This is a genomic window from Fibrobacterota bacterium (assembly GCA_019509785.1).
Classification (GTDB): Bacteria; Fibrobacterota; Fibrobacteria; order UBA11236; family UBA11236; genus Chersky-265.
Window position 1 is genome coordinate 1 of sequence record JAEKLQ010000093.1, and the last position, 16,137, is coordinate 16,137.

12 protein-coding genes are annotated in these 16,137 nt (G+C 61.7%); 5 read left to right on the forward strand and 7 right to left on the reverse strand.

Annotation, left to right across the window (positions count from 1 at the left end; all coding sequences use genetic code 11):
• Nucleotides 1-1,114, reverse strand: a 1,114-nt coding sequence (locus JF616_22645; GenBank protein MBW8890562.1) for a hypothetical protein, incomplete at its 3' end; no start/stop codon positions are given.
• A gap of 490 nt (nt 1,115-1,604) precedes the next feature.
• On the opposite strand from JF616_22645, the gene JF616_22650 reads away from it, so the two are divergent.
• On the forward strand, nt 1,605-2,090 hold the full coding sequence (locus JF616_22650; GenBank protein ID MBW8890563.1) for a hypothetical protein: 486 nt from the start codon (nt 1,605-1,607) through the stop codon (nt 2,088-2,090).
• A 15-nt stretch (nt 2,091-2,105) separates the two neighbouring features.
• On the opposite strand, the gene JF616_22655 is transcribed toward JF616_22650, so the two are convergent.
• On the reverse strand, nt 2,106-3,077 hold the full coding sequence (locus JF616_22655; protein ID MBW8890564.1) for a hypothetical protein: 972 nt from the start codon (nt 3,075-3,077) through the stop codon (nt 2,106-2,108).
• A 496-nt stretch (nt 3,078-3,573) separates the two neighbouring features.
• Here JF616_22655 and JF616_22660 point away from each other — a divergent pair, with 496 nt between their 5' ends.
• Both JF616_22660 and JF616_22665 read left to right on the forward strand, forming a co-directional pair.
• The gene (locus JF616_22660) at nt 3,574-4,422 is read left to right on the forward strand and encodes a hypothetical protein (GenBank protein ID MBW8890565.1); all 849 of its coding nucleotides are present in this window, start codon (nt 3,574-3,576) and stop codon (nt 4,420-4,422) included.
• Between the two features lie 73 nt (nt 4,423-4,495).
• The gene (locus JF616_22665; protein MBW8890566.1) at nt 4,496-5,713 is read left to right on the forward strand and encodes a hypothetical protein; all 1,218 of its coding nucleotides are present in this window, start codon (nt 4,496-4,498) and stop codon (nt 5,711-5,713) included.
• A gap of 7 nt (nt 5,714-5,720) precedes the next feature.
• Here the strand turns inward: JF616_22665 and JF616_22670 are convergent, their stop codons facing one another.
• The gene (locus JF616_22670) at nt 5,721-6,200 is read right to left on the reverse strand and encodes a hypothetical protein (protein ID MBW8890567.1); all 480 of its coding nucleotides are present in this window, start codon (nt 6,198-6,200) and stop codon (nt 5,721-5,723) included.
• A 43-nt stretch (nt 6,201-6,243) separates the two neighbouring features.
• The gene (locus tag JF616_22675) at nt 6,244-7,119 is read right to left on the reverse strand and encodes a hypothetical protein (protein MBW8890568.1); all 876 of its coding nucleotides are present in this window, start codon (nt 7,117-7,119) and stop codon (nt 6,244-6,246) included.
• A 176-nt stretch (nt 7,120-7,295) separates the two neighbouring features.
• On the opposite strand from JF616_22675, the gene JF616_22680 reads away from it, so the two are divergent.
• Nucleotides 7,296-8,342, forward strand: coding sequence for an LOG family protein (locus tag JF616_22680; protein ID MBW8890569.1), 1,047 nt, complete (start codon nt 7,296-7,298; stop codon nt 8,340-8,342).
• Between the two features lie 35 nt (nt 8,343-8,377).
• On the opposite strand, the gene JF616_22685 is transcribed toward JF616_22680, so the two are convergent.
• From JF616_22685 to JF616_22695, 3 genes are all read right to left on the reverse strand, one after another.
• Entirely contained in the window at nt 8,378-8,782 is a 405-nt protein-coding gene (locus JF616_22685; protein MBW8890570.1) for a hypothetical protein, read from the reverse strand.
• 155 nt (nt 8,783-8,937) lie between these two features.
• Nucleotides 8,938-10,530 carry a response regulator gene (locus JF616_22690; protein MBW8890571.1) on the reverse strand — a complete coding sequence of 531 codons (1,593 nt, stop codon included), beginning with the start codon at nt 10,528-10,530 and terminating at the stop codon, nt 8,938-8,940.
• Nucleotides 10,527-14,375, reverse strand: coding sequence for a PAS domain-containing protein (locus JF616_22695; GenBank protein MBW8890572.1), 3,849 nt, complete (start codon nt 14,373-14,375; stop codon nt 10,527-10,529). Before JF616_22695 ends, JF616_22690 begins: the two co-directional genes overlap by 4 nt.
• Nucleotides 14,376-14,715: 340 nt before the next feature.
• Here JF616_22695 and hemH point away from each other — a divergent pair, with 340 nt between their 5' ends.
• Nucleotides 14,716-15,762, forward strand: a complete 1,047-nt coding sequence (gene hemH, locus JF616_22700) for a ferrochelatase (GenBank protein ID MBW8890573.1) — start codon at nt 14,716-14,718, stop codon at nt 15,760-15,762.
• Nucleotides 15,763-16,137: the final 375 nt, after the last annotated feature.

The window sequence follows — 16,137 nt, forward strand, 5'->3', positions numbered from 1 at the left end:
AATCGCCCCCGGCATAGGTGAATTGCTTTTGGAAGGACCTGACCTTGGTCGGCTGGGTGGCGTCCCGCGAGGGCGCGACGCCTACCGATAATGCGATTTCCTTCCGATGCGCGTGGGTTAGCGAGATTTTAAAGGTCATCTTGGGCATGTACTGTTTCTTGGCGGTAGCGATGGTCACCTGATTCCCGTTCCTGAGCCCGCCCTTGTCCTGCGTCAAGGCGAGCAGCCGGTAGGGGCACCAGTAATCGGTGCCGGCGTCGGAGGAGTTGGTGCTCCAGGTGTTCACCACGTGCAAGGCGCCGACTTCCCAGTCGGCCATGGTGATTTTACCATCTCCGTTCTGGTCGACATTATTCGTGAACTTCCCGTCCTTGTTGAAGTCGAAATGGATGCTGTCGTTATAGCCGATCACCGTTTGGGCATGATCGCCCCCGGGGTCGACGCCGTAAACCAGGCTGATGTTCTGACCGCTTTTCGGTCCGGAAGGGATCTTGGAAAATTGCCATCCGGGAACCCCGAACGATGCCCAGACGCTGACCGCGAAATTCCCGATCCCCCCGGTCTTCGAGCCGTTCCCATGATCGAAGATCCATTGTTTCAGTTTCCGGAGCCCTGCGCTGTCGGCGATGCTGAACGAATCGATCACGTCAATCCGGTTCTGCATCGCCTTGTAATACTTGTCATATCCGTTCAACCAATTATAGTTGTCATAGCCGGCGTCGAAGCCGCCCCAGGTGGTGACGTTCGGGATCCCGTTTTCCTTCGCTATGTTCAAGGCGTCCACGTACATATGGCTGGTGCCGTTGAAGGAATCGCCGTCATTCAGGAAGTTATAGGTGTATAGGTAGGCGTATTGGTTGTCGGCGGCGTTCGCCGGCAGGTTGCGCGCCCAATCCATTTCGTAGGTGAAATTGTAGGCTATCCCGTTGGCGTTGCCGCAGCTTTCGCCGTCTTGTTCGAAGAATGGCCGCAAATATTGGCTGGACGCGTTGTCCACCGATGCGGGGATGGCATCCGTCAGAGCGATGGGGATCCGGGATTGGGCATGCCCTGCCACGGCATTGAGGGAGATCACCAGGAGCGCGGCGGATATACGATGCTGAGTCGTTTCCATGCGATACCCCACTTATGTTACGGCGCGCTGAAGCGCGGCTTTCCGGACGCTGCTTTCGGATTCGGAAATCCATGCCGCCCATTCCGGCATGCTGTCTCCTATCCGGGATAGGAGTCTTCCCGCAACGATATCCGTTTCGATTTCAATGTACCGATCCGTACACATTTCGACCGACGTATTTTGGGTATTCGGCTTGTGTGGTTACGGGTCGCTCCCGGAAATGCGCAAATACAACCGAATCCGTCTTGATCAGCCGAATCGTTTTCGATCAGCCGACTCTGTTTTGATCAACTGACTCTGTCTTGATCAGCCGAATCTCCTTCATGGTAAATTCCGCTGCATCTCGGAAGGATAGACGGAAGGAGGGCGAAAGGACGGAAGCGATTTCATGGCGACCGCGATCGGAACGCTGCGGACCGGACCTGCCGATTTCGCTTGCCCGCTTCGGAAGCCGCGGTTAACTTGGGGTTCTCACAACCTTGGAAGGCCTATGTCCCCCATCATTTCACGAATGAATCATCCGGCGACGAAGACCCTGGCCCTCGCGGCGGTCCTAAGCGCCTTGGCCGCTTGCGATAAAACCTCGCCCACCGGTCCTACCAATACCACGACCATGATCACCCTCAGCGCCCCTGCTGCCGGATCGACCCATAAGGTGGGGGATTCGCTGGAGATCAAATGGACCGTGAGGGATGATCCCACCGGAGCCGGCCGCGTCATAACCGGCGTCAATATCGCGTTGTCCCCGGATGGCGGTACCAATTGGGGGACCCTGAACCCGAACGGTTCCGTGCAACCCACGAGCAAGCAATGGGGCGATTTCAAGTATGCGCTCCCAGATAGCATTTACATTCAGGACTTGAACAAGAAGCTCGCCTTGAAGGGCTCCCATACCTGCGTGGTCCAGGTCCAGGATTATAATTACACGGGGGCCGATTATACGGCGACCAGCGGGGCTTTCACAGTCGGCCCCTGATAGTCCTTGGCCGGCTTACCGCTCCGGTAACGGAGCCCAAGCCGCCTTATCCGTGATGCGGGCGGCCCCTCCCGGGGGCGCCCGGCCATCGGCGCCCCAAGCGCCTTCCCAGGTCCCGAACCACAACCGGCCTTCGCCGTAGCGGATGGTGCTCGCGGCGTTCCCGCGGGCGCGGGCCGGCGCCAGCGCGATCGCCGAAGTGCCTCCCGGAAACCACTTATTGGTTTGGATGATGGTGATGGCCCGTTGGGCCCATACCGGCTGGCCGTTGGCGGTGGCCACGTAGTGGTGATCATCCAGCATCTGGATGCCCTTGGAGTCGACCACCGCCGAAAGGCGCAGCTTGGTGGGCAGGATCTTGATCTGCGAATCGATGATGGCGGGCAGAGGCTTGGTCAGGGCGAAGGAACCGCTCGCGCCGTTCTCGTAGCCGCCCATGATGAAGGGCAGGCTCTGATCACCGATATCGGTTCTCAGATCCGTGACCAGCTGCGTCAAATCGCCGGAAAATGCGTGGCAGACCGTATCGTTGGTGCGCGTCGCCTCTACGCTACCGAGCATGCACAGGATACCGCCCAGGGTTACGTCGCCCTGCACCGCCTTGGCGGCGTCCACCAATTGCTGGTAGAGGAAGGTGCCTTTGAAGTAGCGGTTATCGGAGGGGTCCAGGCCGGAGCTGTTGCTGCCGGTGTTCACGCCCTTGCAGGTGGCGGAAAGGCTGGCGGTATTGATGACGCCGATGTAGTAGCCGGGATTGGCGGCGACCATGCCTTTCACGAATGGCATGCCTGGTCCTCCAGCGCCATGGCCCGAAAGCCCGGCCGCCCGGCCCCCGCTCGGCGGCTCCGAGGCGAGCACCCAGGTCTTGGTGTCCACCTTATAATGCCAGGCATGCGGATCGGTCGTGCCGTCCGAATGGGTCAAATCCTCGCCGGCCATGTTGGAATGCCCGAACATGAGGTAAACGACGATTTTGTCTTTGGGCACATTGGTTCCGCCCAACATCAGCGCGTGCGACGTCCCGGTCATGGCCAATAAGGCCGAAAACCCTAAGCTTAATTTTCCCAACCCCATGGATGCCCCTTTGCAGCGTTGTCCGGAATCCTCTGCGATCCCTGATCTACTCGATCGAGATCGGCGCCCCCGTTATGGATCCCCAGCCAATCTATCCGTAATCGTTTCCGGATGCCTGCCGTTTTTGTGTCCCTTTCCGTACGGTATGGTGCAGAAAAGCCCTAAATCCGCTGTACAGGACGGTGGCGTAGCGTTAAGTTAGCGGAGTAGGGGGTTGAATCCATGAAAGCGCTCCGTCCGTTCGCGCTTGGCGCCATCGCCTGGCTCATATCCGCTTGCCAAGATCCCGGCTCCACTCCGGTCTTGGTCCCGGACGTGCCCTGCCAGGATGCGGACTCGCTTTTGCTCCCGCGCTTTTCCGTCACCCGGCATCCTAAGGACACCGTGCTTCCCCCCCATCAACAGCCCCTTGTTCTCGCCGGACGGCAAGAAGATCGTTTTCGCAGGGACCACACGGGGATTGCCCGGGTTCATCCTCGATGCCGCGGGCGCGGGTCAGCCGGCCCGCCGGGTGTTGCTGGATCATAGAGGGACCAACCGCACCCGCATGAGCGCGGATCCCCATTGGGTAGTAGACGGGGACAAGACCTGGATTTATTTCGCCTCACTTTCGGGCCTGGTGAGCTATTCCGAAAACTGCCAACGCATTCCCGGCGGAACCTACAAGGTGGAAGTATTGCCTTCGGGCGCCGTGGATACGGCCTTCCAGGTCACCGGCATTCCCGGAGCCTATCGCGGCGGGATTTCCAAGGACCTGAAATGGGTCGGGACATCCTATGCCACCTCGGCGCTGTATGATCAAACCGAAAAATCCACCGTCGTGCTGGCGGGGGGCGAACAGCAATGCAACCCTTCCATGAACCCATACCCGCCAACGGCCCTGCATACGGACTACATGATGATCCTCGCCTTCGGGGGCGAGCCGGCGTATAACCTCATCACGGGGGACTCGATTACGGAAGGCCTCCACGAGAATTTGTGGATCTATAACAAGAACAATAAGATCGTCTGGCGCGCAAAACGGCCTGACGAGAACTTGTACGAGCGCTACGACAAGCCGGAATGGTCCACCCATTGGGACTACGCCACCGCCATCGCGCTGCGGAAAGGCTCCGGGGACGGCGATTTGTACGTGGTCAAGATCGGCGATCTCATGAATGCCGAAGAAGGCAAGCTGAACGAGGCCCAGGCCTATCTCAAGATCGGCATCGGCGGCTTCGATAGCGATACCTACACGCATTTGTGGGTCGAGCCCTGAGCCCGCGCCCTCTGAACCATTCTAAGGCGGCCCCGGCCGGGCGCCGTTTTCTCCAAGCAAGGGAGTCCTACGCATGAAAAACGCCATTTCGCATTCGCGCCTATTCCGCACGGGACCGGCGGCACTGCTCGCCGTCCTGGCCGCCGTATGGGCGGGACGGGAGTGGTCCGCCCTGCGCGCGGGACCGTCTCCCCAGGCGGCCGCCTGGGCCAACATCGGCGGCTGCGGCAGTAGCGGCGGCGGCGCGGCGGCGGGCGCGGGCAAATGGGTGGGCCGCGGCGTAAGCGGAGGCCTGGTGGATCTGGAGATGCTTTCCAACACCACGGTGGGAGGAGACTATCTTTATTGGTCCCTCGCGAATTCGTTCACCTTCCATTGGCCGGCCCATCCCAACTGGACCGCGGGCCTGGCCACGGTCCTCAAGGCCAACAACGGGCAGTACGAAGGCTATAAGGTCGCGGAGGATCTCTCCACGCCGGCGCCCATTCCCACCGGCGGCTTCGGGGATCTCGGCCTTTCCTTGAACCGGCTCTTCGGCAACGAAAACGAGCATTCCGTCGGCATCTCCGCCTCCCTGCCTACCGGCCAGCACGACATCCAGCGCCTCCACTTCAAGGGCCAGAACATCGATCGGGACGACATCCGTTACGTCAGCCCCTTCTTGCAGCCCGGATCGGGTTTGTATTCCCTGGGCCTCAGCTACGAATACACCAAGACCAAGGATTGGGGCCTGCTCGTTTTCGGCGGCAGCTATACCTCGGCGTGGGCCTGGGACAATTGGGGATGCCGGGACGGGAACGACGTGGCCGCGAAGGGCGTGAACGAAAAGCTGCTGAGCTGCCAGGCCGCCGGCCCTTCGCCGTTCACCTGGAAGTTCTGGGAGCTACGCCATCAGCCTTACGGGGATCAGGGCGACGTGGATTGGCTGCATAGCTACGGCGCCCCCGGCACGGGCGCGACCGGCGCGGACGCGATCAGCATGTACGGGTACGTGGGCCACAAGGAAGAGTCTTCCACCCAGAACGTCGGCCTCACCCTGTCCATCCCCATGGCGCCGACCTACTACTGGGATTACGGGCCGGGCACCAGCGATTCCCGCGTCAGCTCGCGCTTCCGGACCAACGACTACACCTTGAAACTGAGCGCGGGGCTGGAGATCACCAATCCGAGTTTCCCCATCTTCTTGTCGGTGGGACTGCCCTACGTGCTGAACCAGATCGCCGCCCGTGGCCGCTTGGTCGCTCCCCAGAACTACATCGGCACGGTGGGGATTCGCGGCACCTTCTTCTAGGCGCCGCTTATTTGGCCTTGTCCGCCCACAGCGCCCACCAACGCGGGCGCTTGTCGTTGAAGTACTCGTCCTCCACCGCCCCGGTCCATTCCCCGTCGAGGGGATTCAGCACCAGGTAATGGATATCGCCCTTCTGGAAGGAAGTCAGGTTTCCGCCCACCTTGGAATCCTGTTCGTCCTTGATGTCGTCGCGGGCGATGCGGGGATTGTAATGCCCCACCAGGATCTCCGGATCCGCGTAGCTGCCCTGCACCACTTGCAGCACCTTATACTTCATGATATAGGCGTAATTGTAGAGCTCGTTGGCCGGGAATTGGCCGGCGATGTCCGTCAGCTCGGCGACGATGACGAGTTTACCCTCGACCGGGGGCTTGGCCGGGATTTTCAGGCCCGCGACGGCGGCCCCCGCGGGGGCGCCCGTATCGGCTTTTTCCTTGCATGCGATGAACGGGATGAGGGCGGCGAAAAGCAATGCGGTTCTTTTCATGCCCCATATGTAGCAACTCGGATATCCCGCGGACAAGAGCACGCTACTTAAGCAAAATGGTAGAGACCTCGCTGGTATCCGCGCCATTGGGATTGGTATCGATTTCGCGCACGATCCCTTTCGCTTCCGGGGAGAACCAAATCTGGGTGGTCGAACCCGCTAGGGAATCGGATTCGACGATCTCGAAGGCCGTGAACGTCCCGGCCTTCACGGTCACCGGCGCGGGAGCCTTGACCAGATAAGACCGGGTCCGGGTACTGGTCCCCGTATCGATACCCGCGGTATCGGGGTATGCCCAATGGGTCGTATAGCTATGCACCTGGGCCAGCTTCCAGGCCGCGCCTTCCTTTAGGCTGTCCGGCAGGCTTCCGGTGAACCGGGTCGTCGTGATGCTTTCTTCGCTGTAGTGGATGCCTAGCGTGTCGCCCGCAGAGAAGAAATCCATGCTCCTGGCGAGGCTGTCATGGACCGTTTCCTGATCCGACTTCCGCAGGTAGATTAATCCGGTCTGCAGGTAGTTTTCGGCCAGGGTTCCGAATTGGTCGATGACGAAAGGGGGCGCCGTGACCAATAGCTTTTCTACGTACACCGAGTCGCTCCCGAAGACCGATTCCCCGACCATTTCCAGCGAGTAAACCGTTCCCGTATCGGTTCCGCTGTATTGCGAGTATTCCCATTTCTCGCCGATCTTGAGCCGTGGGTAAATGGAATGCGCCACGCCGGTCGGTACGGTATCGTGGACCGGCGTCGAGTCCTTGGGCGGAAGGATAACCACGGCGGTGTCCTTCGGGACCGGAGCCACGGTGGAAGTATCCAGTTCGCCGCCCAGGCAGCCGGACAGGATGGTACCGCCAAGCAAGGTGACTAGGAAGAGCGTCGGCGCTCGAAGGGCTTGCGGGCTCGCGATTGGGTGCGTCATGTGGAATCCCGATCTCCAGGTAAACGGGAAAGCCGCGGCCTAGTCCCGGCCGCAGCGGATCCCGGAAAACCTAAGGTAGCCCAAAATCGCCTTCCGGAATGCCATGATTCCAATGCGATGGGAGTTTTCGTACCTCTCCCATTCCCCGGGGCCCGGAAAAAAGGGAAACTATAGCCATGAAGACTCCTCCCTTCGATGAACATACCCTAGGCCAAATCGAAAGCTTGCTCGATGCGGCGCAAGCCCCTTCCGATCCCCTGCAACGCGAGCTGATGGGCGAAATCATCCGGGCGGCCTTGCAGCTGGGCCGCGACGGGGCCGGCACCGGCGAGATCAAGCTGATGGCCAAGAGCGTGCGCGAGCTGCGGCATGCCTTGAACGTGTTCCGGCCGTTCCGCGGCCGCCGCAAGATTTCCGTCTTCGGATCGGCGCGCACCCCGCCCGATCACCCCGACTATATCCGCGCCCGCGATTTCTGCGCGGCCATGGCGCGCCGGGGTTGGATGTCCATCACGGGCGCGGGCCCCGGGATCATGAGCGCCGGCAACGAAGGGGCCGGGCCCGGCAACTCCTTCGGGCTTTCCATCAAGCTCCCTTGGGAGACCAACGAGAACGAGTTCCTGCGCGGCGATCCCAAGCTGATCGTCTTCCGCTACTTCTTCACGCGCAAGCTGATGTTCGCCATGGGCGCCGACGCCATGGCCGTCTTTCCCGGCGGCTTCGGAACCATGGACGAATGCTTCGAGCTATTGACCTTGATCCAAACCGGGAAATCGCCCCTCATCCCCATCGTGTTCCTGGCGGGCGGGGATGCGGACTACTGGAAGGCCTTCGACGCATTCGTGCGCGAGCATCTGCTGGCCAACCAGCTCATCGATAGCCTGGATATGAACCTCTTCCGCACCTTCCTGGACGTAGAAGAGGCGGCCGCCTACGTGGAACGCTTCTACCGCGTATACCACAGCTCCCGCTTCGTGGACAGGCTGCTCGCCATCCGCATCCGCAAGCCATTGTCCGCGGCGCAAGTGGAGGATTTGAACGCCGGCTTCGGAGACCTGTGCGTGCGCGGCCGTATCGAGCAGCGGAGAGCGCTCCCGGGCGAGGACGATTGGCAGGATCTGCCGCGCCTGACCATGGAGTTCGATCGCAAGCATTACAGCAAGCTGCGCATGCTGCTGGATCGGATTAATGGGATCGATCCGCCCGAAGCCAAAGCGGGGTAAAACGAAGGCCTGTTACGGCGCGGGTCGCCGGCCCTTTATTCGTCCGACGCGCCCGAATGCGACACTTGGGTCCCGCGGGGCTCCACGTACACCGCATCCACGTAAGGATGGCATGCCGTGCCGCCGTCCGGGACGTATTTGATGGCGGCCGCTTTCGCGTTCGGCCCCAGTTCGCGTTCGAAAGATTGGCTCCAATCGGGATCCACGAGACGGAAGGAAACGGTGACCGCATGGTCCAGGGTGCTCTCGAGTTTCACATCCAGGCTAGCGCCCGCGTCCCGGCATTCATTGGCGATCTTGAAATAGAAGCGGATGCCCTGGTTCTCCCCGGCGAATTGCCATCGGGGAGGGGTGGCCTCGCTTTTACCCGCCCAGGCCGCTGTCGCGCAGGCCAAACCCATGCAAATCAGACCGATTCCGTATTTCTTCCAATGCGCCATTGGTTAATCCCCCGCGGCCGGATATCCTGAACCAAAGCTACACTCTTGACTAGATGCGGGACCACCTCGGCTACGAAAATCCTGCTCTCAATACGGGAGCGGCGCTTCCGTCGATTCGGAGACAATCGTGACAAGGAGAATTTTTGGCAGAGGATTTACGAAGCGTCCTCATTGCTTTGGGCCGATTCGGCGGCATTCGATTCCAGGGCGGATCCCACTTCGCCGGAGATCGTCGCCGGAATCCACACTTCGAAACGAGAGCCGCGGCCGGGAGCGCTTTCCGCCGTTATGGTGCCGCCGCTTTGCTTGACGATGCCATAGGCCGCGGAAAGGCCCATACCCGTGCGCTTGGCCTTGGGTTTGGTGGTGAAGAAGGGTTCGAAAATCCGGGCCAGCACCGAAGGCTCCATCCCGCGTCCCGTATCCGCCAGGGTGATGACCCCGTAGGCCCCGTCCCCCGTGAGGTCATGGAAATTCAGATCCATTCCGCCTTGGCCTCTCGCGGCATGGCGCGCTTGGCAGCGGATAAGCAGATTGCCCCCTTCGGGCATCGCATCGCGCGCGTTCTGGACGATGTTGATGACCACGTTTTCCATTTGGGCAGGATCGCAATTGACCCGCAATGGACGGGAATCGAGTTCCAGGTCCAAGCGGATGGCGTCGCCCAGGATGCGGCGGATCTCGGGGGCCAGGGAAGCCAGGAACGGGTTCAAATCGAAGTCCCGGGCCATCAGCATCTGGTTGCGGCCGAAGGCCAACAGCTCGCGGGTCAGGCGCGCCGCGCGCGAGCCCGCCAGGTTGATCTGCTCCAGGCTCTCCCGCAGCGGATTGTCCTTGTCCATGTCCGCGAGCAGGATTTCGCTGTACCCGTTGATGGCCGTGAGCATGTTATTGAAATCGTGCGCCACCCCGCCGGCCAGTCGGCGGATGGCTTCCAGCCGCTGCAGTTGTTGGTTGATTTCATCGCGCCGCTTGCGCTCGGTGACGTCTTCCACCAGCACGTCCACCAGGGGTTCCGCCTTCTCCGGCTCCGCTTCGGCCACGACGTCGTCCAGGTAGACCGGGGCCAGGCCCAGCGATTGCGTGATGCTGATCCAGGCTTCCTTTCCGGGCGGTGATTCGATGCGCGCTTCCCAGGGGCGCCCATGCCCGTCGCGGAGCTCGGTGAAATCCTGGTTGCGCAGGGAAGGGATGAGCTCGGGTAGCCGGGGCAGATGGGCGGGGGCGGGAGGCAAGGAAAAGATGCGCCGGAAGGCCGGATTGGCGTACAAGATGCTCCCGTCCAGGCGCGTCCGGCAGACGCCCACGTTCAGCCTGGTCAGCAAATCCTCCAACCTCAGTTCCAGGGCCTCGGCGCGCCGGCGTTCGCGCACGCGTTCCAGGGCCAGGCGCGCCGAGGCGGTCAGGCGGGCGAAGTGCCGCGGCGACTTGAGGACGTAATCGTCGATGCCGGCCTTGAGGGCGGCCACGGCGATTTCCTCGTTGCCCGTGCCGGTGAACATGATGACCGGGCAATCCGGGGCGAACTCGCGGATGCGGGGGAAGATATCCAGCCCCGTAGACCATAAAAGTTGGTAATCAATTATGGCCAGATCGAAACGGAAGCGGGACAGGGCGGCGTGCAGCGATTCTTCGTTCTGGATTTCCGCCGCCTCGATGCCGGGGAATTCCCGGCGCAAGGCCCGCAGCGCCATGGCGCGATCGTCGGGATTGTCGTCGACCAGGAGCAGCCGGATAGGTTCGTTCATTCCGTACCCCCCGGAAGTTCGATCCAGAACCGGCTACCCCCGCCGGGGGCGGCCTCCATCCCCGCTTGGCCGCCCTGGGTCTCGGCGCTTTTGCGCACGATGGCCAGGCCGATGCCGGTGCCGGGGTAAATTTCCATGCCGTGCAACCGCTCGAAGGGGCGGAAAACTCGCTCCCTATCTTCCGGCGGGATGCCGATGCCGTTATCTTCGATCCAGAGCCGCCGGAACGCGCCTTTGGATTCCGCGCTGATCCGCACCTGCGGCTTCACGCCTTCGGCAGTGAACTTGAGGGCGTTGGAAAGCAGGTTGGCGATGGCCAACTCCAACAAGGAGCGTACGGCCAGGACTTCGCCCAAAGGCGAGGCTACTTCCACCTTGGCTTCCCGCGCCCGCACCGTGGGGTCGGATTGATCGAGGGCGATGCGCACGGCCGCATCCAAGGAGCAGATGCGCAGCTCCGTCTCGTCGTGGCCCAGGCGGCTGTAGGTCAGGAGGTCCTTGAGCAGGCGGTCCAGGCGTTGCGCCGCTTCCACGATGCGGCGGGCGTAGTCGCGGCCCGTCTCGTCGAGACGATCGGCGTAGTCCTCGCGCAGGGCCTCGGCGACGCCTTGGATGGAACGCAGGGGGGTGCGTAAATCGTGGGAGATCGAGAAGGAGAAGGCTTCCAGATCCTTGACGATCTCCCGCAAGCCCTCTTCCGCCCGCTGGCGGTCGAACACCTCGCGTTCCAGCGACCGGTTGGCCGCGGTAACCTGGCGGATACGCTCCTCCAGTTCGGCGTTGAGCCGCAGCACTTCCCGCTCGGCCGTTTTGCGGACGGTGATATCCTCCACGGAAAGCATGAGGAAGGTGCGATCATCGGCGGAAAGGCGCACCAGGCCGGAGTTCAGCTGCAGGGTGTGGGGGCCGTCGGGCCGGTCCATGCGAACTTCCGCATCCTTCACGGCGCGGGCCCACTCGCCATTGCGGGACAGCAAGCCGCTCAAGCCGGGGATGGGCGCTCCCCCGAAGCCGACCTCCGTAATCGGTTTGCCCAGGATCGCGTCGCCGGCTTGCCCGGAGGCCTCCAGGAAGGCGGCGTTGGCGGTCTTGATGCGCCCGTTCCACTCCAGCACCACCATGGGATGGGGCACGGTGCGGATGATGGATTCGGCGAAGTCGTTGGCCTCTTCCAGGAGGGCCATGCCGTGCTTGAGGGAGTCGATGTCGACGAAGATCAGGACCGCGCCGTCGATTTTGTTGTCGTGGGTGCGGTAAGGCCGGATGCGCAAGGAATACCAGCGTCCCTGATCGTCCTTCACGTCCATTTCGTTCACCGTCATGGTGTCGATCACTTCGAGGATCTTGGGTTCGGTATGGTCCAGGTTGGCCAAGGCCTTGATCTCGCCGAACAAGCGGCCCACGTCGGCGGAAACCAGCTTGAGCATCTTCTCGGCCGTGGGCGTAAAGCGGCGGATGCGCAAGTCGCGCCCCAACATGACGATGGGGACGTGCACGCTGGAGAAAAGATTGCTCATGTCGTTGTTGACCTGGTTCAGTTCCAGGTTGCGGTTGGACAGCTCCTCGTTGAGGGTGGTCAGCTCCTCATTCGTGCTTTGCAACTCCTCCTTGGCGGTTTCCATTTCCTCGTTGATGCTTTGGAGTTCTTCGTTGCTGGAGAGGATCTCTTCGTTGGCCGACTTGAGTTCCTCATTGGTGGCTTCCTGCTCCTCGATGATGGATTGCAGGTATTCCTTGGTGGAATCGAGTTCCTTTAGCAAGGCTTTGGCCTCATGGCCTTCCCGGCCCTTGCCCTTGCCCGGCTTCGCCGCAGCCACCGGGGCGGGCTCGGTCTCCCGGAACAGCACCAGGAAATAGTCATCGGCCGGGGAGGAAGGGATCGCCAAAGGCGCCGCTTCCACCACCACGGCGCGGCGCTTGCCTTGCCCCTCCGCCGCGCGCTTCTTCCCTTCCGCTTCGAATATCACCGGCTCCGAGCGGGAGGGTTTCCCGGTGCGCTTGGCCTCGTCCACCGTCCGCCGCGTGGTCAGGAGCAAAGGCGGCCGCACCATCTTGAGCAGGTTAAGGCTGGCCTGGCCGGGCGCAGGCTCCAGGAACATGCCCGTCTGCCCGCGGAACTGGAGGATATCCATATCGGCATTGACCACCGCCCCCGGCGGGGCGTAATTCGCCAGCAGCAGTCGATCGGCCTCCTTCTGCACCTCCAGGCCCGACCAGGCCTGGTCGGCGGCGCGCTTGGCCGGCTCGATCTTCTCGTAGTTCAGGCTGGCGGGCCCCGTCGGCAAATGGAAGCGGACCGATGCCACCTTCTTCTGGTAGATCTTGTACTTCTTGTCCTCCAGCGCGAACAAATCGGTGAAGCTGCCCACCGTCTCGGAGGTGCCCAGCATCAGGTAAGCGGCCGGGTTCAGCGCGTAGTGGAACACCGGGAAGACTTTCTTCTGCAGATACAGATCCAGGTAGATGAGGAGATTGCGGCAACTGATGAGATCGATCCGCGAAAAGGGATGATCCTGGGTCAGGTCGTGCCGCGCGAAAATGCACATGTCGCGGATGTGCTTGCTGATCTGGTAATGGCCGTCGGTGCGCGTGAAGAAGCGCCGCAGGCGTTCCGGCGACACGTCCAGGGCGATGTTCTCCACGTACAATCCCGCGCGCGCACGCGCCAGCGATTCTTCGCTGATATCGGTCGCGAAAATCTGGACGGGGGTATTGGCCGCCATGTCCCCGAGGGACTCCAACAGCGCGATGGCGAGGGAGTAAGCTTCCTCGCCGGTGGCGCAGCCGGGCACCCAGATGCGTACGGTGGCGTCCCGTTGGCGGTTTTTCAGGATAGCGGGAAGGATGGTCTTTTTCAGGGCCTCGAAGGCTTCCGGATCGCGGAAGAAGCCGGTGACCTTGATGAGCAGATCCTGGTAGAGCGCGTGCAACTCGTCCGGCTTCTGGCGTAGGAGATCGACGTAGCCGGCCAACGTATCGATGCGTTCCAGCAGCATGCGGCGCAGGATGCGCCGCTGGATGGTGCTTTGCTTGTATTGGGTGAAGTCCACGCCGCAGGTGCGCCGGAGCATGGCGAAAATCGCCGCGAGCTGCCCCACTTCCAGGCCTGCCGCTTCCCCGTTCGCCTCGAATTTACGCCGGTATTGGAGGCAGATGCGCGCCAGTTCGGCGGCAATCTGCTCGGGCGGCAGCACGAAATCCACCGCCCCCGTGGAAACGGCCGAAAGGGGCATGCCGTCGAATTTCGCCGAACGCGAATCCTGGACGAAGGTGATTCCCCCCGCCGCCTTCACCTCCTGCAGGCCGAGGGCGCCGTCGGTTCCCGCCCCCGAAAGGATGATGGCGATGGCGCGATTGGGCTGCTCCTCCGCCAAGGTGCGGAAGAAGAGATCGACCGGCATGTTGGGTCCGGACTCGGGCCGTGGCCGCAACCGCAAGCGGTTCTTCTCCAGGGTCATGAGCACCTTGGGCGGCATCACGTATACCGTTCCGTGCCGCAGCAGGTCCCCGTCCCGGGCTTCCACCACCGGCAAGGGCGTCACCTTGGCGATGAGCGCTTGCAGCATGCTCTCGTGGTTGGGGGAGAGATGCTGGAGCAGGATGAAGGTGAGCTGGGCGTCGCCGGGCAAGGCCCCGATCAGTTTGGTGAAGGCCTCCAGGCCCCCGGCCGAAGCGCCAATGGCGGCGATGGGGTAGACTTGGTCCTCGTTCTGGCGGGAGGCATGCTTACTCCCCGGCGCGGCGGCCCGTTTCGCGGTCCGCGTGGAATCCCCTTTTGAGGCCGCCGCGCCGGGCCGGCTGGATGCGGCTGGGCTCGGGCTACGCGTGCTTTTCCGTGTCCCCATAATGCCTTAATAGCCGGGCTATTTCCGGCATGGAGTAGAAAGACCTGTGCGCCTATCCCCTTGGCCTTCAGGTCAACGAAATAAAATTGACTAAAATATCGCTAAATTTCAATTCTATCACTAGCCTTTTTCTTACGCCGGAAATCCGCTTTTCCAGCTTTTTCCTTTCGCTCCTGTTTCTTGTCGGGAACATTCTTCCCGGACCCGCGCCCACGTATCTTGGGTGTTACCCCCAAGGCGAGGTCCCGTCCCCGCAAGGGGCGGGATCGGCCGCGCATGGAAATGGCCCCCCCGTACCGGTCGGTACAATTCGCATTGGGCCAGGTCCATGAAGAAATGTATGTTTCGGGACCTTGTGCATCCAGAAATGAAAACCGCCGTCCTCGTCCTTAACCTGGGTTCTCCGGATTCCCCCGCCCCGGGAAAGGTCCGTCGGTATCTTCGCGAGTTCCTGTCCGATCCGCGCGTCATCGACATCAACGCGGCCGGGCGCTGGGCCCTCCTTAATCTCTTCATCCTGCCGTTCCGGCCGCGCAAATCAGGGGAAGCCTACGCCAAGATCTGGTCCCCGGCGGGTTCCCCCCTGGTGGACCACACGCGCGCCTTCACCGCCAAGCTCAAGGCGCGCTTGCCCCAGGATTGGGACGTCGATTTCGCCATGCGCTACGGCAACCCGTCCATCGCCTCCCGGCTCGAGGGCCTTTTGGCCAAGTCCCCCGAGCGGCTCATCCTGTTCCCCATGTACCCGCAATACGCATCCTCCTCCACGGGTTCCACCCTGGAAAAGGTTTTCTCCCTGCTCGGGAAACGCTGGAACGTGCCGTCGGTGAGCGTGGTGCCGCCGTTCTTTTCCCATGCCGGCTTTCTGGAGGCCTGCGCCGCCCAGGGGCGGCCCCTGCTGGAATCGTTTAAGCCCGATCATATCCTCTTCAGCTACCATGGCTTGCCGGAGCGTCAGATCCGGAAAAGCGAAAGCCTGGCCGGGCATTGCCTCCAAGCGGACGACGGTTGTTGCGCTTCTTATTCGTGGAAGAACAATTTTTGCTACCGTGCGCAATGTTTCGAGACCACCCGCCGCTTGGCCGCCATCTTAGGGCTGGCCCCCTCGCGCTATTCCATCGGGTTCCAGTCGCGCCTGGGCCGTACCCCTTGGATCAAGCCATATACGGATCTTCTCGTGACCGATATCGCAAAACAAGGCAAAAAGCGCCTGCTGGTGTTCGAGCCCTCCTTCACCGCCGATTGCCTGGAAACCCTGGAAGAGATCGCCATCCGCGCCCAGGCCACCTTCCTGGAATCCGGCGGCGAACGCCTAATGCTGGTGCCCGCGGTTAACAGCAGCGATGCTTGGGCGGACGCCGCCGCCGACCTCGTAACCCAGGCTTGATCTTGGGGTAACGTTCAAGTTACCCCGTCTTCCCGCGATTCCATTCCTGCCGCGGCCATGGCCTCTTGCCCGCGTTCGGCGGGACCTCCAAGGCTTTTCCGTCGAAAGGTTTTCCGATTCCTTGACCCTCCCGTTGAAGGAAATCGGGCTTTTTGAAAAAAGATCTACCGCGACCGTTGACGGCGTTTGGGCCTTGGATTATATTCTCACTCCCCCGACGGTAAAAAAGTCGCGGGACCCGGCCCTTTGAGACCGGGTGGCTCTTTGAGAGAAGAATCAGGAACAAGCAGTAAATCACAGCGGAGCGGGAGCTCTGGGTGAGGGAAGGTCCTTCGGGATTTTCTTGGCCACCTAGGGACGATGCCCTGTCATCAG